Source organism: Roseobacter sp. SK209-2-6, from assembly GCF_000169455.1.
GTDB lineage: Bacteria > Pseudomonadota > Alphaproteobacteria > Rhodobacterales > Rhodobacteraceae > Pseudophaeobacter.
In genome coordinates, this window is sequence record NZ_AAYC01000007.1 from 39840 (window position 1) to 63185 (window position 23346).

Here is a 23346-nt window from a genome sequence, read left to right on the forward strand (position 1 = left end):
TCAGGTCCCTACCCCGCCAAGGAAAATGTTCCCTTTGGCGGGGTTTTCTGTTCCTGCCCCCATGCGTGAACAGTAGAACGGCTCTTGCCGAATTAAGAATTTGTTCAATTTGATTAAAATTCAGCAAATCGGCACTGCTTCTCCACATTTCCGACCAAATCCACCCGCATTCCAGAATTTACGGTCGTTTCACCTTACGGCCAGTAGGAAAGCGCAGGATAGCAAATGGCCACCGCAACAGAGTTGGATATCAACACCTCCGCCACCGCCCTGGACATGGCGAATGAGATTTTTGGCGATGGCACCACGGTTGTTGGCGCGAGCTATAGTGGTGACGCCCGAAGCTCGGGCGTTTATAGCGGAGCGGATACCACAACCCCCGGCGTTGCACCCTCTGATAGCGGAGTCATTCTCTCAACCGGCCAGGTCAGTGATTTCACCAATAGTTCCGGAACCACTGATACCAATACCTCGGCCAGCACGACCACAAACACCACCGGTGTGGATGGCGACAGCGATTTCAACACGCTTGCTGGTGCCAGCACATTTGACGCGGCCTTCCTTGAGATTGACTTTGTCCCGGACGGCGATGTCCTGACCCTGGACTTTGTTCTCTCCTCAGAGGAATACCCTGAGTTTTCCAGCTCTCAGTTCAATGACGTTGTGGGGGTCTGGGTGAATGGCGTAGAAGCCCAGGTTACGATTGGCGATGGCTCGGCTTCGATCGGGAACATCAATCAGTCTGACACGCAAAACATCTATGTCGACAACACCGCCGACCAGTTCAATACAGAAATGGACGGCTTTACCATTACCCTGACCTTCACCGCGCCAGTGAACGCTGGGGTTACCAACTCAATCAAGATTGGTGTCGCTGATGTTGCTGACGCTAGCTATGATACCAATCTTCTGGTTGCAGGTGGTTCGGTTCAAACTGCGTTTGTGGCGCAGGATGACAGCTTTGACATCGGCTTCAACGGCACCAAAACGGTGGATGTTCTGGCCAATGATAGCAGCACTGCCCCGGGTGATCTAACAATAACCCATATCAATGATGTCGCTGTCTCGGCCGGAGATACCGTAACATTGGCAACAGGCCAGAGTATCCTGCTCAACCCCGATGGCACGCTAAGCGTGACCTCGGATAGCGATACAGAAACGGTCTATTTCAACTACACCACACAAGACAGCAATGGGGACAGCGACACAGCACTGGTTGAGGTGAACCAAGCTCAGCCCTGCTTCCTGCGCGGCACAGTGGTGGAGACAGAGCACGGCCCCCTGCCCATCGAAGAGCTGAGCCCTGGAATGCGGATCAAGACCTATGACAATGGGTTGCAAACCCTGCGCTGGATCGGCCGAAGCATAGCCCCGTCTCTGCGCAACCACGCCCCCATTCGCATCAGTGCTGGCCACCTGGGCAGCACCCGGGATCTCTGGGTTTCGCCAAACCACCGCCTGTTGATCACCGGCGCGTTTGCAGAGCTGCTTTTTGGCGAAGAGGAAATCCTGGTCAAGGCAAAGGACCTGATCAACGATCAAAGCATCCGCCAAGATACCTCGGTCAAACGAGCAGAATACTACCATCTGCTGTTTGACCAGCATCAGATCCTCTGGACCCATGGCGTCCTGAGCGAGAGCTATTATCCCGGTCCAGAAACCTCGCAAAGCTTTGATGCAGAGACACAGGCAGAGCTGTTCGCTCTGTTTCCTGAGCTATGTGTAATCAAGGGTCAGGGCTATGGCGCAGAGGCGAGACGCTCGCTGCGTGGGTTTGAAGCTTCTCTTCTGAACAGCTCTCTCCTTTAGGCTCGGCCAACAAACTCACTTTGAAGGCAGTTGACCAAAGAGAGCTTCCACCACTTCTTTTGTCTGTTGATCCGACGGAAAGAGCATCTCGATCTTCAGTTCTGACATCGCAACGCTGCCGCTGGTGGCAAATTGCGACATCGTCGAAAAGAAGGAAAGCACTTGCCCCCCCAATTTGTAGCGTGCAGGAATGATCGCAGGCAGGGGATCAGGCAGCGACACATTGTGGTTTTTGACACGTGCTTCCAATGCCTTAACAGAGCTTTCTAAAACAGGATCCCGGCCAAAATGAGCCAATTCCGTGCGCAGACGCATTAGGCTCAACGCTTCGACTTCCTCAAGATTTACCAACTGGCCGCGCAATGTCTCATTCTCCACCAGAGCATCGATCAGACTATCACCCAATGAGATCCCGGTCTGGGACAGCATAAAGGCGGCCGGAGCATTGAGTGAAACTAGCTTCCAATGGCGATCAATGGCCATCGCTGGATAGGGCGCATGCCGTTCCAGCATGCGCTCCATCGCCTCCCTGAGCGGCGCCAACTCATCCTCAGCCAGGCTATCAACCGGATAGGCCGGTGCTAGCCCCGCTGCATCCAAAAGATGGTTGCGCGCCCCAAGCGGCACCTGAAGCTCCTCACTCAGCCGCAGAACCATTTCACGGCTGGGTCGAGACCGCCCCGTCTCCAGAAAAGAAATATGGCGCGCCGAAACCTGAGCAGAAAGCGCAAGATCCAACTGACTGAGACGTCGCAGCTTTCGCCACTCTTTCAAGGTGTTGCCAAAGGTATCTAACATGAAATCCCATCCGTATTCCTGCCCATTCTAGCGCAAGAAATGAGGAAATTCACTTACCTCCGAGGTAATTGTTTTTCTGCAAGCGCTCCGTCAGATCTGTTCCCATCTCGACATAGGAGAACTGAGATGACCCTGGATACCTCTACCCGCCTTTTGAAACTCGCCGCTCTTTCTTCAGTCCTGTTTGGGCTAGCAATGGTAGCGGCGCTTGTTTCCCCGCTCAAAACCGTTTTTGATGTCTTTCTAGACTTGGTTCACTACCCTCTGGACAGAGATCAGTCCCTCACCGGTGACAGCGCCAGAGTATTGGCCGCGATCACAGGGGGATTGATGTGCGGGCTTGGTGCCTTGGTCTGGCGACTTGCCACGGATATCTATGCCACCGATCCTGCACGCGGCGGCAATATCATCCTGATCGGTGTGGTTGCCTGGTATCTGCCTGACAGTTTCGGCAGCTACATGGTAGGCGCCTGGTTTAATGTCGTTCTAAACACAGGGTTCCTGGCCATGTTTGCGCTGCCGGTCATTCTGCATCGCGATACCAGTCAGGCGGTAAAGGCATAGCCCTCACCGCCCGGAGAGGACTTGCAGCAGGATTACTCCGCAGCTACTTGTTTTGAAACAAGAATATCCTTCAGATATCGCCCTGTATGGCTGCGGGGTTCCTTAGCTACAGCTTCTGGCGTACCGGTAGCAACGATCTCACCGCCGCCATCACCACCCTCTGGCCCGATGTCGATAATCCAGTCCGCGGTCTTGATGACATCGAGATTGTGCTCGATCACCACAACAGAATTGCCCTGTTCCACCAACTCGTGCAGAACCTCCAGCAGCTTTTTCACATCCTCGAAATGCAGGCCTGTCGTAGGTTCATCCAGGATATAGAGCGTCCGGCCCGTTGATCGTTTGGACAGCTCCTTTGACAGTTTCACCCGCTGCGCCTCACCGCCAGAGAGCGTAGTCGCTTGCTGGCCCACCTTGATATAGCCTAGGCCCACCCGCATCAGCGCATCCATCTTGTCCCGGATCGAGGGCACCGCCTGAAAGAAGCTTTGTGCCTCCTCCACAGTCATATCAAGCACATCGGCGATACTTTTGCCTTTGAATTTGATCTCCAGTGTTTCCCGGTTGTAGCGCGCGCCCTTGCAGGTCTCGCATTCCACATAGACATCCGGCAGGAAGTGCATCTCGATCTTGATGACGCCGTCACCCTGGCAGGCCTCGCAGCGCCCACCCTTGACGTTGAAGGAGAACCGCCCCGGCTTGTAGCCGCGGGTCTTGGCCTCCGGCAGCCCGGCGAACCAGTCGCGGATCGGGGTGAAGGCCCCGGTGTAAGTGGCTGGATTCGAACGTGGAGTACGCCCGATAGGGCGCTGATCGATGTCGATCACCTTGTCTAAATGCTCCAGCCCTTTGATGCTCTCGCAAGGGGCTGGTGTCTGGCGCGCGCCATTAAGGCGCATCGAAGCGGTTTTGAACAGGGTTTCAATCGTCAGGGTGGATTTGCCACCGCCAGAGACCCCGGTCACGCAAAGGAATTTGCCCAGCGGGAACTCCGCAGTCACATTCTTCAGGTTGTTGCCCGTGGCCTTGACCACCTTCAGCTTTTTCTTGTTGCCCTTGCGCCGCTTTGCAGGAACGGCAATCTCGCGGGTGCCGGACAGATACTGCCCGGTGATAGATGCGCTGTCATCAGCAACGACCTGCGGAGTGCCATGGCTGACCACCTGCCCGCCGTGCACACCTGCGCCTGGCCCAATGTCAAAGACATAATCCGCCTGGCGGATCATATCCTCATCATGCTCCACTACGATCACTGTGTTGCCCTGATCGCGCAGGTTCTTCAGCGTGGTTATCAGGCGGTCATTGTCGCGCTGGTGCAAACCGATAGAGGGCTCGTCCAGCACATAGAGAACACCGGTAAGGCCTGAACCAATCTGGCTGGCCAGACGGATACGCTGGCTCTCTCCGCCAGACAAAGTACCGGAGTTGCGTGACAGTGTCAGATACTCAAGCCCCACGTTATTCAGGAACCCCAGCCGCTCGCGGATCTCCTTAACGATGGCGCGGGCGATCTCTTGTTTCTGTTTGGTCAGATGGTTGGGCACATCCTCAATCCAGGCCAGCGCCTCGCGGATGGATTTCTGCACAACCTCACCCACATGGATACCCGCAATCTTGACCGCCAGCGCTTCCTCGCGCAGCCGGTACCCCCCACAGGACCCGCAGGAGCGGTTGTTCTGATAGCGTTCGAATTCTTCGCGGATCCAGTTGCTGTCGGTCTCGCGGTAGCGCCGTTCCATGTTCGGAATGACGCCCTCAAAGACTCGGGTCACCTCATAGACCCGCCCGCCTTCGTCATAACGGAAGGGGATTTCCTCATCGCCGGAGCCATAGAGGAACACCTGTTTCACATGGGCTGGCAGGTCCTTCCACTGGGTGTTCTTATCGAACTCATAATGCTTGGCGATGGCTTCAATCGTCTGCAGGAAATAAGGTGATTTACCCTTGCGCCAGGGCGCCAGAGCCCCGTCATAAATCTTGAGGCTCTGGTCAGGAACCACCAGCCGTTCGTCAAAGAACAGCTCAACCCCCAGGCCATCGCATTCGGTACAAGCCCCGAAGGGCGCGTTAAAGGAAAACAGGCGCGGTTCAATCTCAGGGATGGTGAAGCCACTAACCGGGCAGGCAAAATTCTCACTGAAAGTGATGCGTTCCGGATCCCCTTCACGCGGGGCGGTTTCCAGGATGGCAATGCCATCGGCCAGGTCCAATGCTGTGCGCAGGGAATCCGCCAGACGGGTTTCCAGCCCTTCACGCACCACAATCCGGTCGACGACCACATCGATGTCATGGCGGAATTTCTTGTCCAAGGTGGGCGGTTCATCCAACTCATAGAACTCGCCGTCGATCTTAACACGCTGGAAGCCCTGTTTGCGCAGTTCCAGCATTTCCTTTTTGTATTCGCCCTTGCGGTCGCGAACGATGGGCGCCAGCAGATAGCCGCGGGTCCCCTCCTCCAGCGACATTACCCGGTCCACCATGTCCTGCACCTGCTGTGCCTCAATCGGCTTGCCAGTAGCGGGACTGTAGGGCGTGCCGGCACGGGCAAAGAGTAGACGCAGATAGTCGTAGATCTCGGTCACCGTTCCAACGGTCGAGCGCGGGTTTTTCGAGGTCGTCTTCTGTTCGATCGAAATGGCAGGGCTGAGGCCGGAGATATGATCCACATCCGGCTTTTCCATCATATCGAGGAATTGGCGCGCATAGGCAGAGAGGCTCTCGACATAGCGGCGCTGCCCCTCGGCATATATCGTGTCAAAGGCCAGCGAGGATTTGCCCGAGCCCGAAAGCCCAGTGATGACCACCAGCTCATCGCGTGGAATATCAACATCGATGCTCTTGAGATTGTGCTCGCGCGCTCCGCGCACCTCAATGGATTTCAGCTCTGCCATTCTGCCCTCACGCCCAGAGATCCACCGCCCAAGCCCTGCCCGGACGGTCACCGCCTAGAGATAGGCAAACTTGGCAAAGACTCCAAGGGAAAAATGAGAACATAGATGGAACATTTTGTTATTCCCTATCGAAGCCCCCATAACATCTTGGAGAATTCGCTAGATATAGAAGGCGGCAACCGGTCAGGCTGGCCGCGCTCTTAGCCAGCCAAGCAAGAGATGGCTTAGGAACCCGGCCAGGAACAACGCGATAAGGAGAGCCATCAACCCCGAATATCCTGAAAAACTCAGCATCAGAACCATCATTGGCGTGCCAATGGTATTGCCCAGATTACCTGCTTGCGCCATGACACCACTTGCCTGTGCCCGAGCAGCATCAATGGCATTGAGTTGCGGAACCGCGGCAAAGGACCCGCCCTGAACCAGTCCCATCGCTGCTGCAAGGGCAATGCAACCCAGAGGATCACCGGGGGTATACCAAAGCCAGATCACGGCCAGGGCGCAAAGCAAAAATCCCAGCTCCACGACCCTGATAGCGGTTTGAAAGCGCATGAGGAAAACGCCCAGGGTCATGGAACTGAGAATACTGGCCAGAGGCATGGCGCCCAGCACGAACGCGCGCAGCTCCGGCTCAATATAGGGTGGTATGACGGTCAGAACCGCCACAAAGCAACAGGTATAGAACAGCCAGCCAGCCGCCGGCGCCGCCTTCCAAGGGGAGCGATAGATTGGCCAATGTAGGGCCGGTAAGCTCCGCAACGGAGGCAAAGGTTTTCGATCAGGCACCTTCATGTCCCGCAGGGCATACCCCAAGAAGAGTGCAAGGCCAGCCATGATCAGCGCGTGGGCCCAGAACAGCGCCAATACGCCCCAGGTCTGCACCAAAGGCAGTCCGAACCACGCCAGGAGCGCAAAGGCGACTCCAAAAAACGTACTCCAGAGGCTCATAGCAATCCCTTGATGGCGCGGCGCGCTCAGCCCTGCGATCAGAGTGGGCGCCGCAACCACAACGCCAAGATGCGATATCCCTTCAACAAGACGTGTGCCCAGGAACCAGACATAGGGCAGATGCAAGGCCTGCAACCCAGACAAGAGGGCGCCCAGCCATAGGCAGGCGACAATGGTTCTTCGATAGCCAAGCGAGGCAACAAAAATCCCAGCAACCAGCCCCAATGCGATCCCCACCGCACCGACAAGCGAGACACTAAAACTCAGATTGGCACCCGCTGATGGATAGAGCTCTGGCAACTTGTCATAGACAACACTGATCTTGCCGTATTGCGCCGCAACTCCAAGTCCAGCCATCCAAATGGCAAGCACCGGAAGCCATCGCGTTGTCTGAACCACCATCGCCAACCTCACTCTGCTTTATCGGCAGAGCGCTGTTGCGGTGCTGCCTATCTATTGCCAGCCGGTTGTAGAGCGAGACACATCGGAGTGCCAGTTCCGCAAGATCTCCATCTTATCTTTTCCCATGGCTTTTGTGTGCGGCCGTCGGTCTGGCAGACACCAGCGTAAAATTCTCTGAAGCATGTGGTTTCTCGCCCTAAACAAAAACTCGGGCGCCTCTTTACTGTTTGGTGAGTGGTTTAGGCTCCTGCCCTTCTGGGTGGGAGACCTCTCTAGGAGGCGCCTGGATTGGGGCAGGAATAGGGCAGACTTGCCTCAATCCCAGAAAACGCCGCCACATTCGTTGGCCCGGCGGCGGGAATATCGCTACAATTTGTGCCAGATTTCAATGATCTTGCACTCACCTTGGCCTTTGACTCGCGCTAAAAACACCGCAATCCATTGAAGTTAAAAGGGTTTCAAAAGCCCCGCAAGAAAGGCGCACCCTCATAAGGGGAGCGCGCCTTCCACTTCACAGTAAAAAATAGAGCAGATGCCATCTACATGTGGATCACACGGTCAAAGGCATCCAGCACGCTCTCATGCATCATTTCGCTGAGGGTCGGATGCGGGAAGACCGTGTTCATCAGATCTTCTTCTGTTGTTTCCAGCTGACGGCCAACGACATAGCCCTGGATCATCTCTGTCACTTCTGCCCCGACCATATGGGCGCCCAGCAGCTCGCCGGTTTTGGCATCAAAAACCGTCTTGATCATGCCTTCAGCCTCACCCAAGGCGATGGCCTTACCATTGCCAATAAACGGGAAACGGCCGACTTTGATGTCATAGCCCAGCTCTTTGGCCTTGGCTTCGGTATAGCCTACACTTGCCACTTGCGGATGACAGTAGGTACAACCCGCGATGCTTTCTGGTTTTACGGGATGCGCGTGTTTCCCCGCGATCAGCTCTGCCACCATGACACCTTCGTGGCTTGCCTTATGCGCCAACCAGGGCGCACCTGCGATATCGCCAATCGCATAGAGCCCCTCTATACCGGTACGACAGAAGGCATCGGTGACCACATGGGTGCGATCCACTTTGACACCCAAGGCTTCAAGCCCCAGGCCTTCGACATTGCCGACGATACCCACCGCGGAAATCACCGTGTCAAATTCCTGTTTTTCGATCTTGCCGCCAACCTCAATATGGGCGGTCACTTTACCCTTACCCCGATCGAGCTGCTTGACCATGGCTTTCTCCATGATCTTCATGCCCTGTTTCACAAAGGCCTTTTTGGCAAAGGCCGAAATTTCGGCATCTTCAACCGGCAGCACCCGATCCATAACTTCAACAACGGTCGTATCGGCGCCAAGCGTGTTATAAAAGCTGGCAAATTCAATCCCGATTGCGCCGGAACCAATCACCAGGAGCTTCTTTGGCATCCGCACCGGCTGAAGCGCGTGTTTATAGGTCCAGACCAGATCCCCATCCGCCTCAAGTCCGGGCAACTCGCGGGCACGGGCACCTGTCGCTAGAACAATGTTCTTTGCGGTGAGGTCTTCTACACCCTTGTCGGTCTTGACAGCGACCTTCCCCTTGGCGGGGATTGACGCTTCCCCCATCACCACGGTGATCTTGTTTTTCTTCATCAAATGGCCAATGCCCGATGAAAGCTGTTTTGCGACCCCACGAGAGCGCTTCACAACCGCATCCAGATCGTAACCGATCTTTTCTGCTTTCAGACCAAACTCTGCCGCGCGCTCCATCAGATGGAAAACCTCGGATGAGCGCAGCAAGGCCTTTGTTGGAATACAGCCCCAGTTCAAGCAGATGCCGCCCAGATGCTCTCGTTCAACAATTGCGGTTTTCAGTCCCAGCTGGGCCGCGCGGATGGCTGCGACATAGCCTCCGGGGCCTGCTCCAATTACGATCACATCATAAGATTGCGCAGCCATTATGTTCCCTCACAAAACAGGATCCGTAAAACTAGTTTACCGTTAAACTAGTTTCTTTCAAACTGCAATTCCTCATATCACCCTATGAGGGACAGCGGTGATTTGTCTCAATCGACCAATTCAAATACAACTAGGAAACTCAGACAAGCCCAACATAGCTTGCCCTTTCAAAATGAACAGACCCAGGTGGAGTGGAACGAATGCCCCCCTCCGGTAGCGCCCCCATCCGAACAGGCAGGGCGCTGACCTCTGCGTATCCCTGGTGCAAATTAAACCAAAAGAAACGAAAAAGCGCCCCAGTTACAGGAGCGCTTTGAGGGTGACTTTTGCCCTATTGATCGAGGCCAGATCTACTGCTCAGTCGCCAAGGGTAGTCGGTCAGCTGGCAGCTTCTAGGGTACGTACGGTTTCACCGTAGCCACCTGCCATTACATAGTCCAATTCAGGACGTGTGCTGGCCCGGTGCAATGCCTCGTTCCGGTAAGGGAAACGCCCAAATTTGCGGATCACCTCTCGATGCGCACGCGCATGAAGCAAATTGCTTGCGCCTGTCTTTGGCATCCTCTCAAGCATCAAGCGGATGCAACGCTCTTGATCACATAGATTTTCAGAGTGCATCAACGGCAGATAAAAGAACTGGCGCGCCGGCTCGTCGATTTTGAGATCCCATTTCTTGTTGATTGCAACCTTGGCCGCTGCCAATGCCGCCCGATCACTGCCAAAGGCCTCTCCAGCGCCACGGAACATATTCCGGGGGAACTGATCTGTCAGGATAATGTAAGCCAATGTTCCAGATGGATAGGTCAACCACATGGAAAACTTACCTTCGTGCGCGCCCTCCCAAGTGCTTAAAAACCGATCGCGGATCTCTTGATCCAGCGTTTCATTACTATTGTACCAGCCGTTTTCGCCGACTTTATCAAGCCAGAATTCGAGGATCGCCTCAGGGCCCTGCATCGGTCCAATCTCCAAGTGTCTCACTAAGAACCACTTCAGACGAATTTAGACAGATTTGACAAGTGACCCCGGGTCACAAATTGCAACATATGGGGTCATTTGCTGAAATATTCCTCACAAGGACATGGGGTTAGCGCAATCACTAGGCGTCACCGGCGGCTTCTTGCTCTTCCATATCTGTTTCAATGGCATATTCCTGGGCAAATTCTACCACAACCGGCGAACCTGTTGGCGCCATCGGCGCCATGATTCCCGTATCTTCGACCGGGATCGCAGCCCGTTGGGTCGTCCGATAGAGAGCATAGACCGCAAGCATCAACAGCAGGACGGCCATGAAGAGGAAGAAGCCTGAGGGGCCAAAGACGGCATCATCCATCATCCAGCCGGTTATCAGAGGACCAGCAATTGCGCCCAAACCATTGATGAAGACCAAGCCGCCAGAGGCCGCTGCCATATCATCGTGATCCAGATAGTCATTGGTATGGGCAATCAGCAGCGAGTAGAGCGGGTTCGACATCCCGCCAATCAGAAAGGCTGCGGCAAGAAGGAAAGTGAACTCCCCTCCTAGCCTCATACCAATCAGCGCAGCCGCGCCACCAAGCGCAGAAACCACCAGAACCAAAACCCGCCGATCCATCCAGTCAGAGGCCCAACCCAAGGGATATTGCAGAACAATGGCTCCGATATAGAAGGTTGCGATAAAGATCGAGATCTGGCCAAGGGTCAGCCCGGCAGAAGCGGCGTAAACCGCGCTCATTCCGAATTGCGCCGAGAACACTCCGCCCAGCAAGAACATGCCAACACAGCCCAATGGGGAAGCATGCATCAACTGGCGCAGCGTCATCGGTTTGGTGGTGTCAAAAGCAGGTGTTGGCGAAATCGACAAAAGGATCGGCGCGAAGGACACCGAAACCACGATGGAGGCGATTACAAAGGTCTCATAGCCCGAAGGATCGCCCACCAGCATCAATGCCTGTGCCGCGACGATCCCGAAGGTCTGAACGATCATATAGAGAGACAGAGCCTTGCCGCGATTGGCATTGTCAGCCGCATTGTTCAGCCAGCTCTCCGCGGTCACATAAACGCCCGAAAAGCAGAAGCCGATCAAGATCCGTCCTAGAGCCCAGGCAATCGGGTTTGCAATTGCCGGATACAGGATCATCACCGCCGAGATCAGCGAGGCCAGAGCCGCAAAGACGCGCACATGGCCAACCCGACGGATCATTTCCGGCGCCAAACGTGAGCCCCCAAGGAAACCTACAAAATAGGCCGACATCACCAGGGACATCTCAAAGGTAGAGAAACCTTCCAGCGAACCACGCACGCCCAGAATGGTGCCTTGAAGACCGTTGCCGATCATCAGCATCCCCATCCCCAAGAGCAGCGCCCATGCGCTTGACAAGACCTGCAGCATCTCAGTGGCTCCTTTGCCAGCACGCATATGCCACCCGGACCAGATCCAGACAGCAAATGCCCCAATAGAATTATGCGCCGGGGCGCCCCACGCTTAAACAAGGGGTATCGGCTTGATTTGTTTCGTTTTCGTGACTCAACTCTTCGTTCTTTATCAGAACGGGTCGTGCAGGCGCTTGTCTAGAGTTATTCGCGTCACTTCTGCGGCGTATTCGTCCCATCGGGCAATAAAAGCGACGCATCCCCGTAAGAGAAGAAACGATATTCGCCCTCTACCGCATGGGCATAAATCTCGCGCACGCGCTCTTGGCCCATCAATGCTGAAATCAACATAAGAAGCGTCGATTTGGGCAGATGGAAATTGGTCATCAGGGCGTCAGTGGCCTGAAAGGAAAACCCCGGATAGATAAAGATATCCGTCTCCCCCTCCCAGGGTTCAACACGCCCATCCCGAGCAGCGCTTTCTATCAATCGCAGCGCAGTCGTTCCAACCGGAATGACCCGTCCGCCCGCAGCCTTGGTTTCAGCAATCTCAGAAGCGGCCTGCTCAGAGACTTTCCCCCATTCCGCGTGCATCTTATGGGTGGTCACATCGTCAACCTTGACCGGCAAAAAGGTCCCTGCCCCCACATGCAGGGTCACATGAGTGAACTTGACACCCTTTTCCTGCAGAGCTTCCAAAAGCGCGGTGTCAAAATGCAAAGAGGCTGTTGGCGCGGCAACAGCGCCTGAGTTTTTGGCCCAAACGGTCTGGTAGTCTGTTTTGTCCTGTGCATCCGCCGCACGCTTGGCGGCGATGTAGGGCGGCAATGGCATCGCCCCTGCCTGCGCAAGTGCGGCGTCAAAATCTTCACCCTGCAGGTTGAAAGACAAAAGCCCCTGCCCGTCCTCTACGCCCACCAATTCAGCCGAGAGCGCATCAGAAAATACGATCCTCTCACCAAGCTTGATCTTTTTCAGAGGTTTCAACAGCCCCGCCCAGCTCCCATCCGAGCGTGGCTCCAGCAGTGTCACTTCAATGCGCGCGGCAGTTTTTCCCTGGGCACTTTCACGGTGGCGCAGGCCGGACAGCCGCGCGGGAATGACCTTCGTGTCATTCAAAACCAACCGGTCGCCTGGCTTTAGCCAATCGATCAGATCAGTCACTGTTTGATCATGGATTTCTTGCGGCGTCGCGACAAGCATCCTAGCCGAGCTGCGCGGCGATGCGGGCCGCGTAGCGATCAAGGTCTCGGGCAGGTCAAAGTCAAAATCACTCAGTTTCATGCGGGTCCCTTAGGACTTTTGGTGGGGTTTGGCTATGACTTTTCCTACTCTCGGGTGCCCCTATCGTTCCCCACCAACCTGGGGCGCAACTGGTTTGGATCGCGGTTCCGGTGGTGCCTCTCCCGGAACTCGAGGGGCGCGGCCTCGAAATAGCTCTCTGAACACACCAGGAGCCAGGCCAGACAGGGGATTCACCCCGACCTTTGGATTGTCAGCCGTCCCGCGCAGCCTATAGGAAAAGCCAAACAAGCCTTCTCCTTTGCGTGTCATCACCCGACCAATCGCATTGACCAGGTAAATCGGTGAAACGACACCGCGCATATCCAGCGCGCCATTGCGCAAATCATAGTTGCCATCCATCGACAACCCGATCGCAGGCCCAACGGCGCTACTCTCATGCACAATCAAATGAGTGGAGCCCAGTTTGAACTTTGCCTCCACCTGGCTAAAGAAAATACCCTGCCCGCCAAGTTCAGTGAGCAGCCCGACTACGCTAATGGCATTCAACAATGCGGCCATGGAAGGCGCATCTTTAATGCGCGTGTTGCGGATTTTGATCTGTCCGTCATATTCCCCGGCTTTGGCCGAGGGCAAAAGTGTCATGTCGAAACTGCCGCCGCGCCCATGACGTAAGATCCCGGCGGCACGGAACACACCACCAGCATCCTCAGACTGAATGCGCGTGGCGGCCCCCCCTGGCTTGGGCACGACTACCCCGTTCAAGGGGGTGATCCCGTTCAAACTGCCACTGTATTTCCCGTTAAACCCTTTGAGCGTTGAAAACCGTCCCCTAAATTGGGTCAGGGCAATGCTGTCGGTGACCTGCAAGCGATCAAGCGCCAGAATGATCGGGGCGGATCCGGACCCGCCTCTGGAACTGCTACTCCCACTTTCACTGTCAAAGGGCGCGTGCCGCAGATCCAAAACACCGCCAGAAACGCGCACCTCTGGATCGGCTCCACCACGACCTATCAGCGTCACGGGAGCGCGCAGCCAGTTTCCAACCGAAACATGGCTGAACCGTGCCTGCCCCAACCGGCCATTTTCGCGGGTGGAGATCTGCCCCCTGACGGTCAGACCGGGAGCCACAACAGAGAATTGATCAACCAAAACCGGAGTGGCCAAAGTGGCTTCGAGCTTCAGCTCTCCGTTGCTGGCGGCCGATTTATACCAGCTGATCGGAGAGACCCGTAAAATGAGCCCTTCTAGATTGGATTGCAGGCTCAGCCTGGGAGGTTTTTCAGGATGTAGCGAGACCCTGTATTCAGCGCTGCCTGAGCCACCTACACTTCTTCTTGGAAGCCCAAGGCGCAGCGCCTCCACAGTGTCTTCAGAAAGCTCAACGATCCCATGAACTGCGCTCTCCGGATTGGCACCCTTGCCAACCTGTTGACGCCAAGTCGCGGTGATCGGGATGCCTGACAGTTGCCCTTTCCCTGCGAGTTCGACAAAACTCTCATTTCCAACCAGGTCCAAATGATCTGCCTGAACCACATGGCCGGGGACCAGAACATCGCTGCGAACACGCAGGACTTCCCCTTGATAGTGGTAGATGATTTCTGATGGATCTATCCCAGCGCGCAGCGGCAAGGCCAGTGTCCCGCGTAGTTGAAGCTTCCCACCCGCAAGATCCACAGGCAGTTTCGCCTTCTCCATGATTTTCAATGGGGGCCGGTCCAGCAAAGACAAAGCCGAGGTGACAGTCCCCTGCGCAACCACCCGGACAATGCCCGGAGTACCGTCCTTAGCGCTCATATCCGGAATGATAAAAGATGTCCCAGCGACGGCGACAGATCCCCCCTCATCCGCGGTTACCACGCCATCGGTGGCAGAAATGACCAGGCGATTTCCATAGATGCTGAATTGCCCTGCCCCACCGCGCAAGTTCGGGAGGTGCTTTTGGAAACGGACATCCGCTCCTGCAAAATCCGCATCCAGAGAGATAAAAGGGCGAGCGTTGCCTGATCCGCGTAGCGCAAAATTCACATTTTCAGCTCTCGCCGCAAAGACGTTTTCACGCACCCAATTGCGTGGTTTTTCAGAGGCGCCCTGCGGCCACAGCGCATTGACCTGTGCGAGGTCAACCCGGTCCGCCTGCGCGTCCAGAGCATATTTCCACCCCTCAGGGCCCGTGGTGATCTCACCGCTCAGAAGGATATTGCTCTCTTCATGCTGGATCAGCATCTCTCCTAGCTGAAAACGGAACGGGGTCGGCCGCAGCCGGAAATCTGCCGTTACCCCTGGAAAAATCTGCGGTGCCTCGTAGAGGTTACCAGGATTCAAGGAGAGATCCGTGAAACGCAACTGCCCGACCAGATCGGTGAGTTGCCCATCTTCGATCCCTGCGAGATCCGCGCGACCTTCGATGGTGCCAGAACCCCAACCGCTCTGCAGGCTGAGCGCATCAAACTGCAGCGACTGTGCTTTGGGGAAATAAGTGAAATAGCTACTTGCCCCCTGGATCGGAACCGGCGGTGCCTCGGAAGCGGGCTGAATGGCTCCTTCACCAATCTGCAAACTGGCAGAAAGAGGCAAAAGCGAACCCGTCTCATCGATTGCACCACGTAAGGACCCGGAAATCGGCGCACGCAAAACGCCCAACCAGCCCAAAGCGGGCGCTTGTACCGCAATGTCTTCGCTGGCAATATCACTAAAGAGGAAGCCAAACTCGGCTGAGGCCTGACCGATGTCAGAGCTATAGCTGGCCTCAACATTGCCGACATCCTGGCGCCCGCTCAGCAGTGAAAACCCCGCTGAGGCAGATAGGAGGTTCCCCTTCCGCCGTAATTTGATGTGCCCGCCATCCATGGTCCAGACCCGGCCAAGGCGACGATCCTCATAGCGCAGCGTCAGGTTTTCTGTGGTCACCTCGACCAAAGCGGCCAGGACCGGCAGCTCAAACTGTTGATCCCATTCTTCAATGAGTTGCGGCAGATTGGCGGCCTGCCGTAGGGGCGAGCCTCCTTCGGCAAAGCTCAGCGCGATACCTTCGCTTTCGCGCACAAGGTTGGCATATAGGCCACTTAGTGTGACGGATTTTGGTTGCACCTGAGCGCGCAACAATGGGCGCATCGCCAGGGAGATCTCGGCATCCGCCAAATGGGCAAGTGTTGTGCCATCTGGATGCATCAGGGACACGTCTCGCAAACCAACGCGGGGTCTCCAGCCGCGGTTTACGACAACCTCGATCTCGCCAAATTCGATCTCTAACCCGTTGAGTTCTTGCTCGATGCGGTTTTCGACTTGCAGCCGCAGCCATTCCGGCGCCTCTAAACGGGTCCCAATCCCCAAATAGATCGCCGCCGCTAGCAAAAACGCGGTAACTGAAACAGACCAGACCACCGCCCTGAGCAATAGCCAAAGCAGACGCCCCTTCCCAAAGGAAGATCCAATCACAGCCTCTTGCCCGGCTTCCTGCCCGGTTTCGCCATGATCGGCTTTATGCCCATCCGGTTCGATCTGTGTTTATCCTTTGCCCATGATGGCCTAACAGTAGCAGGCAAAATTTGCCAAACTCTTCCGGAGACCAAAAATGCTCGAAGTTTCTAATCCAGCCCCTCGCTTCACCTTGCCGCGGGACGGAGGGTCCGAAGTCTCATTGGACGATCTCAAAGGCAAGGCGGTAGTCCTGTTCTTTTATCCCCGCGATGATACTCCGGGCTGCACCAAAGAATCCATCGGCTTTTCGCAGCATCTGCAAGCCTTTGCCGATGCGACCACGCTGGTGTTCGGGATCTCCAAGGACCCCATTCCCAAACATGAGAAATTCATCGCCAAACATGACCTAACGACCCCCCTCCTTTCTGATGCAGAGAGCAATACCTGCGAGGCCTATGACGTCTGGAAAGAAAAGAATATGTACGGCAAAAAACACTGGGGCATTGAGCGCTCGACCTTCTTGATTGATGCCGAGGGAAATATCGCAAGAATCTGGCGCAAGGTGAAAGTGGACGGGCATGTAGAAGAGGTGCTTGAGGCAGCAAAGTCTCTCTGAAACGCGCTTCTGAAAACCTTCACATCGCTCCATTTATTGGATAGCCCCCTACCTTGGGGCTTTCCAGCCTAGTTTATTCTCAACAGATCGAGCGCCATCTCCGTCTAACAAACACGGAATTGGCCCAAGACTGCGAAACGCTTGGACAACTGCCATGACCACTCCCACCCTGAGCCTCGCCGAAATGGCAGCCGAAGTCCTGAACACCGCAGATGGGCGTGAAAAGACCGCGCTTTCGCGCCGTCACGCCACTGCCTGGTTTGAGGCCCGTCAGCAGGAACCCTGCGCAATCGAAATCGGGACCGCTTCACCCCCACTGCATCCGGCAAGACCAGAAAAGCCCGAACTCCTGAACCCTAGGGATGTTCCAAAACGCAAACCCGGATCCGATGCTGGGCGCATCGCCTTGCTTCATGCGGTTGCGCATATTGAGCTGAATGCGGTGGATCTGCATTGGGACATTATCGCACGCTTCTCCCATGTCCCGCTGCCGGTTGGGTTCTTTGACGATTGGGTCAAGGCAGCGGATGAAGAATCCAAGCATTTCAACCTGATGTGCGACTGTCTCGAAGCACTGGATAGCCATTATGGGGCCCTGCCCGCACACGCAGGCATGTGGCGCGCTGCTGAAGACACTGCGGATGATCTGATGGGGCGGCTGGCCGTTGTTCCCATGGTGTTGGAAGCGCGCGGTCTCGATGTGACACCCGGCATGATCGAGATCTTCAAAAAGGCCAAAAACACCCAGGCGGTAGAGGCCCTTGAGCTGATCTATTCCGAAGAAGTTGGCCATGTCGCTTATGGATCAAAGTGGTTCTACTTTCTCTGCGGTCGCGACAACCTGGACCCCAAGGATGTCTTCCACCAACTGGTGCGTAAATATTTCAAGGGTGCATTAAAGCCCCCCTTTAACGAAGAAAAGCGCGCGGATGCGGGCCTCCCACCTGATTTCTATTGGCCGCTTGCCGAAGCAAACCGCCCCATTCCGGGTGTTGGAGACTAGATCGCAGCCCCTTCACAATACAAACAGAGGCGAATTTCCGCCTATCACGCGGCGAATCCCTCTGCTCCTGCTCGCTTCTGGTCATCAGCCTTGCCCTAAACAGCTGTGGTGTCTAAAGATCTCCCTCAGGGTGCTGGCAGGGGATGGTCGCCATCCTACTGACAGGGACGGAACAAGGATCAGATGGTGCGCACACGTCTGGCAATAAGAATTCACTCATTTCTTGAACGGAAGTTTCCGGAGCGTCGGGTCTTCCTGAAATCTGACACCGATACGCGCTTTGTTCGGCTCAGGCCTGAAACACAGTTGATCGCCTTTAGCGGTGCTGTTGTTTTTGTCGCCTGGTCCATTGTCGCAACTGCGATTGTTCTGATGGACAGTATCGGTGGGGGCAATTTCCGCGAACAGGCCAAGCGGGACCAGATAACCTATCGCGAGCGCCTGAACGCGCTGTCGCAGGAACGTGACGCCCGTGCCGAGGAAGCGCTGGCGGCTCAGGGCCGGTTCAACGCTGCTCTTGCGCAGATTTCATCCATGCAGTCAGAGCTTTTGACCTCGGAAACGCGGCGCCAAGAGTTGGAAACCGGAATCGAAGTTGTGCAAACAACCCTGCGCAAAACCATGACCCAGCGCGATGAAAATCGAAAAGCACTGGAAGCCCTGCAGGCCGACACCCAGGAAGAAAGTAGCGCGCGCCTGCGCGCCGCAACCGCTCCTATTCAAATGGAGTTCATGACAAACGCCCTGGCTGAGACGGCTGAGGAGCGCGATCAGATTGAAGCCGACGCGCAGGCCGCACTTGACCAGCGTCGCGAGCTAGAGCTCGAGCTTGAGCTGTTGAATGAGCGCAATGATCAGATTTTCCGCCAGCTGGAAGAAGCCGTTGCCGTATCGGTCAGCCCTTTGGACAAGATGTTCCGCAGCGCCGGAATGCCACCCGACCGGATCCTGGAGCAGGTGCGGCGCGGTTATAGCGGTCAGGGCGGTCCGCTCAGCCCTTTAGCCCTGTCCACCCGCGGTGAAGAACCCACTGCGGATGAGCTGCGTGCCAATAGCATTCTCGGACAATTGGATCAGCTGAACCTCTATCGAATGGCCGCACAGCAGGCGCCATTTTCATCTCCGGTCAATCTGGGCCTGGTGCGACAGACCTCTGGCTTTGGCTATCGCCGTGACCCAAAGACGGGCGGTCGCCGCCTGCACAAAGGGTCTGATTTTGCAGGGAAAACCGGAACAGATATCTATGCCACAGCCGATGGCGTTGTCACCCATGCGGGTTGGCAATCCGGCTATGGAAAACTTGTCACCATTCAGCATGCCTTTGGCATTGAGACAAAATACGCTCATAACTCCAATCTGCGCGTAAAGGTCGGTCAAAGGGTCTCGCGCGGGGATCATATTGCTGATATGGGTAACACCGGACGGTCCACCGGGACCCACCTCCACTATGAGGTTCGGGTCAATGGGAAACCAATAAACCCTATGATCTACATCAAGGCTGCAAGAAATGTTTTCTAAGAGCAAAATCAACGAACCAGGGCCCAAGCAGAGCGAAGCTCCCTCTTCTGCGGCACCTGCGCCTTCTGCCCCTGTCGCTCCGACAAGCGATTTCAAGCCCTCCTCGACCCCAAAAGCAAAGCCAGCGGCTTCGCTTCTGAGCTCGGATCTGCATATCACCGGGAACCTGAGGACAACCGGCGACATTCAGGTCGAAGGCACTGTTGAGGGCGACATCCGCGCGCATCTTTTGACAGTTGGCGAAAGCGCCACCATCAAGGGCGAAATCACCGCCGACGACGTTGTGGTCAACGGACGTGTTGTAGGCCGTGTACGTGGCTTGAAAGTGCGCCTGACCTCCACCGCGCGGGTCGAGGGTGACATCATCCACAAGACCATCGCAATCGAGAGCGGCGCCCATTTCGAAGGCTCTGTGCAGCGCCAGGATGATCCTCTGACTCCCGGTGGCAAGAAGGCTGCTCCTGCTGCCGCTCCTGCTCCGGCGCCAGCGCCCTCTGCAGCCGTTAAGGCCGCAACCGCTGCGGCCAAAGCCGAGGCTTAACGCCTAGAGATCGACGTTTCGGGTTGAACGGTTTTTCCGGCCAAACCTGATCAACAATTTGGAAAGCCGCGGAGGTCCGCGGCTTTTCTATTTTGGCCCAGCTGCTCTGTTTTGACCCACTTGCTGTGTATTTTCCTTCCGGCTCTCCTTTCGCCTGGGATTGTTGCCAGAGACACAAAAGAGTTTTTCAAATTTCGCCTCCTATTTCGAATGTAAGGCGGATGACGCATTCAATCAAAGCGTGTAGTTAATAAAGGATTCAGTTTCACGGAGACTTTTTAATGCCATTTCTTTTAGGAGCCCTCGGCTTGATCGCAGCCGCCTATTTCTGGGCCATGCGCGCCCGCAACGCTGCCGAGATGACCCATGAACTTTTGGATGTTGCCAATGATGTGCGCCTCGCCGCCCGTCGTTTTGGTTTTCGCCGTCGTCACAATTTGCACCCTGTGGATACTATCGACGATGCAGCGATTGCGATTGCTGCAATTGGCAGCTGCTTGCTGGAACTGGATGACTACCCCACTGCGGAACAAAAAGAAGCGCTCATTCGGGGGTTGCGGGATGCCCAGGGGATCTCTCACGAAGCTGCCGAAGAGTTGGTGATCCTGGGCCGTTGGATCACCAATGAGAGTGGCGGCCCGGCGCAGGCCGTTTCTCGCCTAGCCAAACGCCTCTATAAGTTGAACGGTGCGGAAGATTTGGAGACCATAGCCAAGATTGCGACGAGCATCGCAAAATTTGGCAATGGCGCGCTTAGTGAAAAGCAAAAAACCGCGCTGGAGGATCTCCAACGCGGTCTCAAGGTCTCTTAGTCGCCGAAAGTAAGGTCGCGGGCTGGGTGCACCGGCCTGCGACCTCCAGTCTTACTCGGTGACGACCACTTTGCTCATCACATCGGGTTTGCCCAGCACAGAGCCATTGTTACCAGCGCCACGCTTGATCGCGTCAACAACATCCATGCCTTCGGTAACCTGACCAACAACCGTGTAGTCGCCGTTCAGGAAATGCCCAGGTTTGAACATGATGAAGAACTGCGAGTTGGCACTATTGGGGTTCTGAGACCGCGCCATACCAACAACACCACGATCAAACGGCAGTTTGGAAAACTCAGCGGGCAAATCAGCTCGCTCGGATCCGCCCATGCCTGCGCGGCTCATATCGCCACCGATACGGCCAAACTGAACATCACCGGTCTGCGCCATAAAGTCTTCGATCACGCGGTGAAACACCACGCCGTCGTATTTACCTTCTGCTGCCAGGGCCGCAATCTGCTCAACGTGCTTGGGGGCCACGTCTTCGAACAGATCGATCTTGACGGTGCCATTGGCCTCGCCTTCGATCTGGATTTCCAGACCGGTGGCAAGGGCTGAGGTCGCCAGGAGCGAGAAAGCTGCTGCGAGTTTAAACATCAGCTGCCACTTTCACCGAAATCATGCGATCAGGATTCGCAGGCGGCTCACCACGGGTGATCGCATCTACATGCTCCATGCCTTCGATCACGCGACCGTAGACGGTATATTGGCCGTTCAGGAAGTGATTGTCGCCGAAGTTGATAAAGAACTGCGAATTTGCCGAATCCGGGTTCGCGGAACGGGCCGCGCCCAAAGTGCCGCGGTCATGTGGCAGTTTGGAGAATTCTGCTGGCAGATTTGGCAGAGAAGAACCACCGGTTCCCGCCATACGCAGGTTGAAACCATCTTCCATATCGCCATTGGCAACATCGCCAGTTTGCGCCATGAAACCATCGATAACACGATGAAAACAAACGTTATCATACTCACCAGCGCGGGCGAGTTCTTTCATCCGCTCAGCGTGTTTGGGGGCCACATCTGGCAACAGTTCAATCACCACATTGCCGTCTTTTAGTTCAACGATGATGGTGTTTTCCGGATCTTTAATCTCAGCCATTTTGGCTCTCCTGTCGTAAAAATTTGCAACGATAGTTAAGGCCAAGGCCTGCAATTGCCAAGGGAGCATTGACCTAAGCGCAAAAACCGCTGAAAGAACGCGCAAACAACCGGCATTTGACAGCGAAGGAGCCTCCGATGGGCTGGAAAACACTTGATGATATGGATCTGAACGGCAAACGCGTGCTGGTGCGCGTGGATATCAACGTGCCGCTGGTCGATGGCGTTGTCACAGACTCCACCCGGATCCGTCGGATCGCGCCAACTGTTCGCGATATTATCGCTGCAGGTGGTTTCCCGATCCTATTGGCCCATTTCGGCCGTCCCGGCGGGGAGCGACGCGAGAACCTCTCGCTGAACCAGCTGGTTCCTACCCTGGAGCGCGCTTTTGAAACCAAGGTACACTTTGCAGCAGACTGCGTTGGTGCAGGTGCTAAGGAAGCGGCAGAAACACTGCAGCCTGGTGAGGTTCTGCTGTTGGAAAACACCCGTTTTCATGCGGCCGAGACAAAGAACGACCCAGAACTTGCTGCAGGTATGGCAGCCCTGGGTGATGTCTACTGCAATGATGCTTTCTCTGCAGCCCATCGCGCCCATAGCTCAACCGAGGCCCTGGCGCGCCTCCTGCCCGCCTGTGCCGGTCGTCTGATGCAGGCAGAGCTGGAAGCCCTGGAAGCTGCCCTGGGCGCACCAGAGCGCCCGGTTACTGCTGTTGTTGGCGGTGCAAAGGTTTCCACCAAGCTGGAGCTTCTGGGCAATCTGATCGAGAAAGTGGATTACTTGGTCATCGGTGGCGGAATGGCCAACACCTTCCTGGTCGCCCAGGGCAAGAATGTCGGCGTCTCTCTTGCTGAACGGATCATGAAAGACACTGCTGCAGAGATCCTGGCCAAGGCTGACAGCACCGGCTGCAAGATCATCCTGCCCAGCGACATTGTCGTCGCCAAGAAATTTGAGGCCCATACAGAGCATGAAGTTCTTTCCACAGAGAATTGCCCCGAAGATGGCATGATCCTCGATGCTGGTCCTGCCAGCGTGGAACAGATCATCTCTATCTTTGAAGAGAGCAAAACCCTGATCTGGAATGGCCCGCTGGGGGCGTTTGAACTGGAACCTTTTGATGCGGCCACAAATGCCGCAGCCCTGAAGGCTGCTGCCCTGACGCGCGCCGGGCTTTTGACCTCTGTTGCAGGTGGTGGGGATACGGTTGCCGCTCTGAATGCCTCCGGGGCTGCCGGGGATTTCACCTATATCTCCACCGCAGGCGGGGCGTTCCTGGAATGGATGGAAGGCAAAACGCTGCCTGGCGTTGCAGCACTCGAACAGGCCTAAGACCCGCGATCTGCGGCGTTTTTTTCGGGACCTTACAGCGATGGATAAGCTGAAGTTTCCGATCGCCCC

At 55.8% G+C, this 23346-nt stretch carries 18 protein-coding genes; 8 read left to right on the forward strand and 10 right to left on the reverse strand.

Annotated elements, in window-relative coordinates; translation table 11 throughout:
- Positions 1-225: 225 nt before the first annotated feature.
- A complete protein-coding gene (locus RSK20926_RS11870) occupies positions 226-1809 on the forward strand; it encodes a choice-of-anchor L domain-containing protein (protein WP_008206979.1) in 1584 nt (527 codons plus the stop codon).
- Between the two features lie 15 nt (positions 1810-1824).
- Here RSK20926_RS11870 and RSK20926_RS11875 read toward each other — a convergent pair whose 3' ends face one another.
- Positions 1825-2607 carry an MmyB family transcriptional regulator gene (locus RSK20926_RS11875; RefSeq protein WP_008206981.1) on the reverse strand — a complete coding sequence of 261 codons (783 nt, stop codon included), beginning with the start codon at positions 2605-2607 and terminating at the stop codon, positions 1825-1827.
- Between the two features lie 126 nt (positions 2608-2733).
- Here RSK20926_RS11875 and RSK20926_RS11880 point away from each other — a divergent pair, with 126 nt between their 5' ends.
- Positions 2734-3171, forward strand: a complete 438-nt coding sequence (locus RSK20926_RS11880) for a hypothetical protein (protein ID WP_008206983.1) — start codon at positions 2734-2736, stop codon at positions 3169-3171.
- Between the two features lie 32 nt (positions 3172-3203).
- Here the strand turns inward: RSK20926_RS11880 and uvrA are convergent, their stop codons facing one another.
- The 7 genes from uvrA to RSK20926_RS11915 form a co-directional block, all read right to left on the reverse strand.
- Positions 3204-6062, reverse strand: a complete 2859-nt coding sequence (gene uvrA, locus RSK20926_RS11885) for an excinuclease ABC subunit UvrA (RefSeq protein ID WP_008206985.1) — start codon at positions 6060-6062, stop codon at positions 3204-3206.
- A gap of 183 nt (positions 6063-6245) precedes the next feature.
- On the reverse strand, positions 6246-7367 hold the full coding sequence (locus RSK20926_RS11890) for an MFS transporter (protein ID WP_332306547.1): 1122 nt from the start codon (positions 7365-7367) through the stop codon (positions 6246-6248).
- A gap of 584 nt (positions 7368-7951) precedes the next feature.
- On the reverse strand, positions 7952-9346 hold the full coding sequence (gene lpdA / locus RSK20926_RS11895) for a dihydrolipoyl dehydrogenase (RefSeq protein WP_008206988.1): 1395 nt from the start codon (positions 9344-9346) through the stop codon (positions 7952-7954).
- Positions 9347-9724: 378 nt separating this feature from the next.
- Positions 9725-10303 (reverse strand): DUF924 family protein, encoded by a 579-nt coding sequence (locus tag RSK20926_RS11900; RefSeq protein WP_008206990.1) that lies wholly within the window; start codon positions 10301-10303, stop codon positions 9725-9727.
- A 142-nt stretch (positions 10304-10445) separates the two neighbouring features.
- A complete protein-coding gene (locus tag RSK20926_RS11905; RefSeq protein WP_037254929.1) occupies positions 10446-11717 on the reverse strand; it encodes an MFS transporter in 1272 nt (423 codons plus the stop codon).
- 194 nt (positions 11718-11911) lie between these two features.
- On the reverse strand, positions 11912-12982 hold the full coding sequence (queA, locus tag RSK20926_RS11910) for a tRNA preQ1(34) S-adenosylmethionine ribosyltransferase-isomerase QueA (RefSeq protein WP_008206994.1): 1071 nt from the start codon (positions 12980-12982) through the stop codon (positions 11912-11914).
- Between the two features lie 60 nt (positions 12983-13042).
- Positions 13043-16378 (reverse strand): YhdP family protein, encoded by a 3336-nt coding sequence (locus RSK20926_RS11915; protein ID WP_232281888.1) that lies wholly within the window; start codon positions 16376-16378, stop codon positions 13043-13045.
- A gap of 136 nt (positions 16379-16514) precedes the next feature.
- Here RSK20926_RS11915 and RSK20926_RS11920 point away from each other — a divergent pair, with 136 nt between their 5' ends.
- From RSK20926_RS11920 to RSK20926_RS11940, 5 genes are all read left to right on the forward strand, one after another.
- A complete protein-coding gene (locus RSK20926_RS11920; protein ID WP_008206996.1) occupies positions 16515-16976 on the forward strand; it encodes a peroxiredoxin in 462 nt (153 codons plus the stop codon).
- Positions 16977-17130: 154 nt separating this feature from the next.
- Positions 17131-17979: a ferritin-like domain-containing protein gene (locus RSK20926_RS11925; protein WP_008206997.1), complete on the forward strand. Its 849-nt coding sequence runs from the start codon at positions 17131-17133 to the stop codon at positions 17977-17979.
- 186 nt (positions 17980-18165) lie between these two features.
- Positions 18166-19497: a M23 family metallopeptidase gene (locus tag RSK20926_RS11930; RefSeq protein ID WP_037255010.1), complete on the forward strand. Its 1332-nt coding sequence runs from the start codon at positions 18166-18168 to the stop codon at positions 19495-19497.
- Positions 19487-20038, forward strand: coding sequence for a bactofilin family protein (locus RSK20926_RS11935; protein ID WP_008206999.1), 552 nt, complete (start codon positions 19487-19489; stop codon positions 20036-20038). The genes RSK20926_RS11930 and RSK20926_RS11935 overlap by 11 nt, the downstream gene beginning before the upstream one ends.
- Before the next feature lie 281 nt (positions 20039-20319).
- On the forward strand, positions 20320-20850 hold the full coding sequence (locus RSK20926_RS11940) for a hypothetical protein (RefSeq protein ID WP_037254932.1): 531 nt from the start codon (positions 20320-20322) through the stop codon (positions 20848-20850).
- Positions 20851-20901: 51 nt separating this feature from the next.
- On the opposite strand, the gene RSK20926_RS11945 is transcribed toward RSK20926_RS11940, so the two are convergent.
- Positions 20902-21447 (reverse strand): peptidylprolyl isomerase, encoded by a 546-nt coding sequence (locus RSK20926_RS11945; RefSeq protein ID WP_008207002.1) that lies wholly within the window; start codon positions 21445-21447, stop codon positions 20902-20904.
- Entirely contained in the window at positions 21440-21946 is a 507-nt protein-coding gene (locus RSK20926_RS11950) for a peptidylprolyl isomerase (protein ID WP_037254934.1), read from the reverse strand. The genes RSK20926_RS11945 and RSK20926_RS11950 overlap by 8 nt, the downstream gene beginning before the upstream one ends.
- A 137-nt stretch (positions 21947-22083) precedes the next feature.
- Between RSK20926_RS11950 and RSK20926_RS11955 the strand changes: the two genes are divergently transcribed.
- Positions 22084-23277 carry a phosphoglycerate kinase gene (locus RSK20926_RS11955; protein WP_008207006.1) on the forward strand — a complete coding sequence of 398 codons (1194 nt, stop codon included), beginning with the start codon at positions 22084-22086 and terminating at the stop codon, positions 23275-23277.
- Positions 23278-23346: the final 69 nt, after the last annotated feature.

What these genes read in the sequence shown, in the direction of transcription:
- lpdA (WP_008206988.1), bottom strand. Translation starts at nt 9,346, where the DNA reads ATGGCTGCGCAATCTTATGATGTGATCGTAATTGGAGCAGGCCCCGGA.
- RSK20926_RS11935 (WP_008206999.1), top strand. Translation starts at nt 19,487, where the DNA reads ATGTTTTCTAAGAGCAAAATCAACGAACCAGGGCCCAAGCAGAGCGAA.
- RSK20926_RS11875 (WP_008206981.1), bottom strand. Translation starts at nt 2,607, where the DNA reads ATGTTAGATACCTTTGGCAACACCTTGAAAGAGTGGCGAAAGCTGCGA.
- RSK20926_RS11920 (WP_008206996.1), top strand. Translation starts at nt 16,515, where the DNA reads ATGCTCGAAGTTTCTAATCCAGCCCCTCGCTTCACCTTGCCGCGGGAC.
- queA (WP_008206994.1), bottom strand. Translation starts at nt 12,982, where the DNA reads ATGAAACTGAGTGATTTTGACTTTGACCTGCCCGAGACCTTGATCGCT.
- RSK20926_RS11955 (WP_008207006.1), top strand. Translation starts at nt 22,084, where the DNA reads ATGGGCTGGAAAACACTTGATGATATGGATCTGAACGGCAAACGCGTG.
- RSK20926_RS11945 (WP_008207002.1), bottom strand. Translation starts at nt 21,447, where the DNA reads ATGTTTAAACTCGCAGCAGCTTTCTCGCTCCTGGCGACCTCAGCCCTT.
- RSK20926_RS11925 (WP_008206997.1), top strand. Translation starts at nt 17,131, where the DNA reads ATGACCACTCCCACCCTGAGCCTCGCCGAAATGGCAGCCGAAGTCCTG.
- RSK20926_RS11870 (WP_008206979.1), top strand. Translation starts at nt 226, where the DNA reads ATGGCCACCGCAACAGAGTTGGATATCAACACCTCCGCCACCGCCCTG.
- RSK20926_RS11880 (WP_008206983.1), top strand. Translation starts at nt 2,734, where the DNA reads ATGACCCTGGATACCTCTACCCGCCTTTTGAAACTCGCCGCTCTTTCT.
- RSK20926_RS11900 (WP_008206990.1), bottom strand. Translation starts at nt 10,303, where the DNA reads ATGCAGGGCCCTGAGGCGATCCTCGAATTCTGGCTTGATAAAGTCGGC.
- uvrA (WP_008206985.1), bottom strand. Translation starts at nt 6,062, where the DNA reads ATGGCAGAGCTGAAATCCATTGAGGTGCGCGGAGCGCGCGAGCACAAT.
- RSK20926_RS11905 (WP_037254929.1), bottom strand. Translation starts at nt 11,717, where the DNA reads ATGCTGCAGGTCTTGTCAAGCGCATGGGCGCTGCTCTTGGGGATGGGG.
- RSK20926_RS11940 (WP_037254932.1), top strand. Translation starts at nt 20,320, where the DNA reads ATGCCATTTCTTTTAGGAGCCCTCGGCTTGATCGCAGCCGCCTATTTC.
- RSK20926_RS11950 (WP_037254934.1), bottom strand. Translation starts at nt 21,946, where the DNA reads ATGGCTGAGATTAAAGATCCGGAAAACACCATCATCGTTGAACTAAAA.
- RSK20926_RS11890 (WP_332306547.1), bottom strand. Translation starts at nt 7,367, where the DNA reads ATGGCTGGACTTGGAGTTGCGGCGCAATACGGCAAGATCAGTGTTGTC.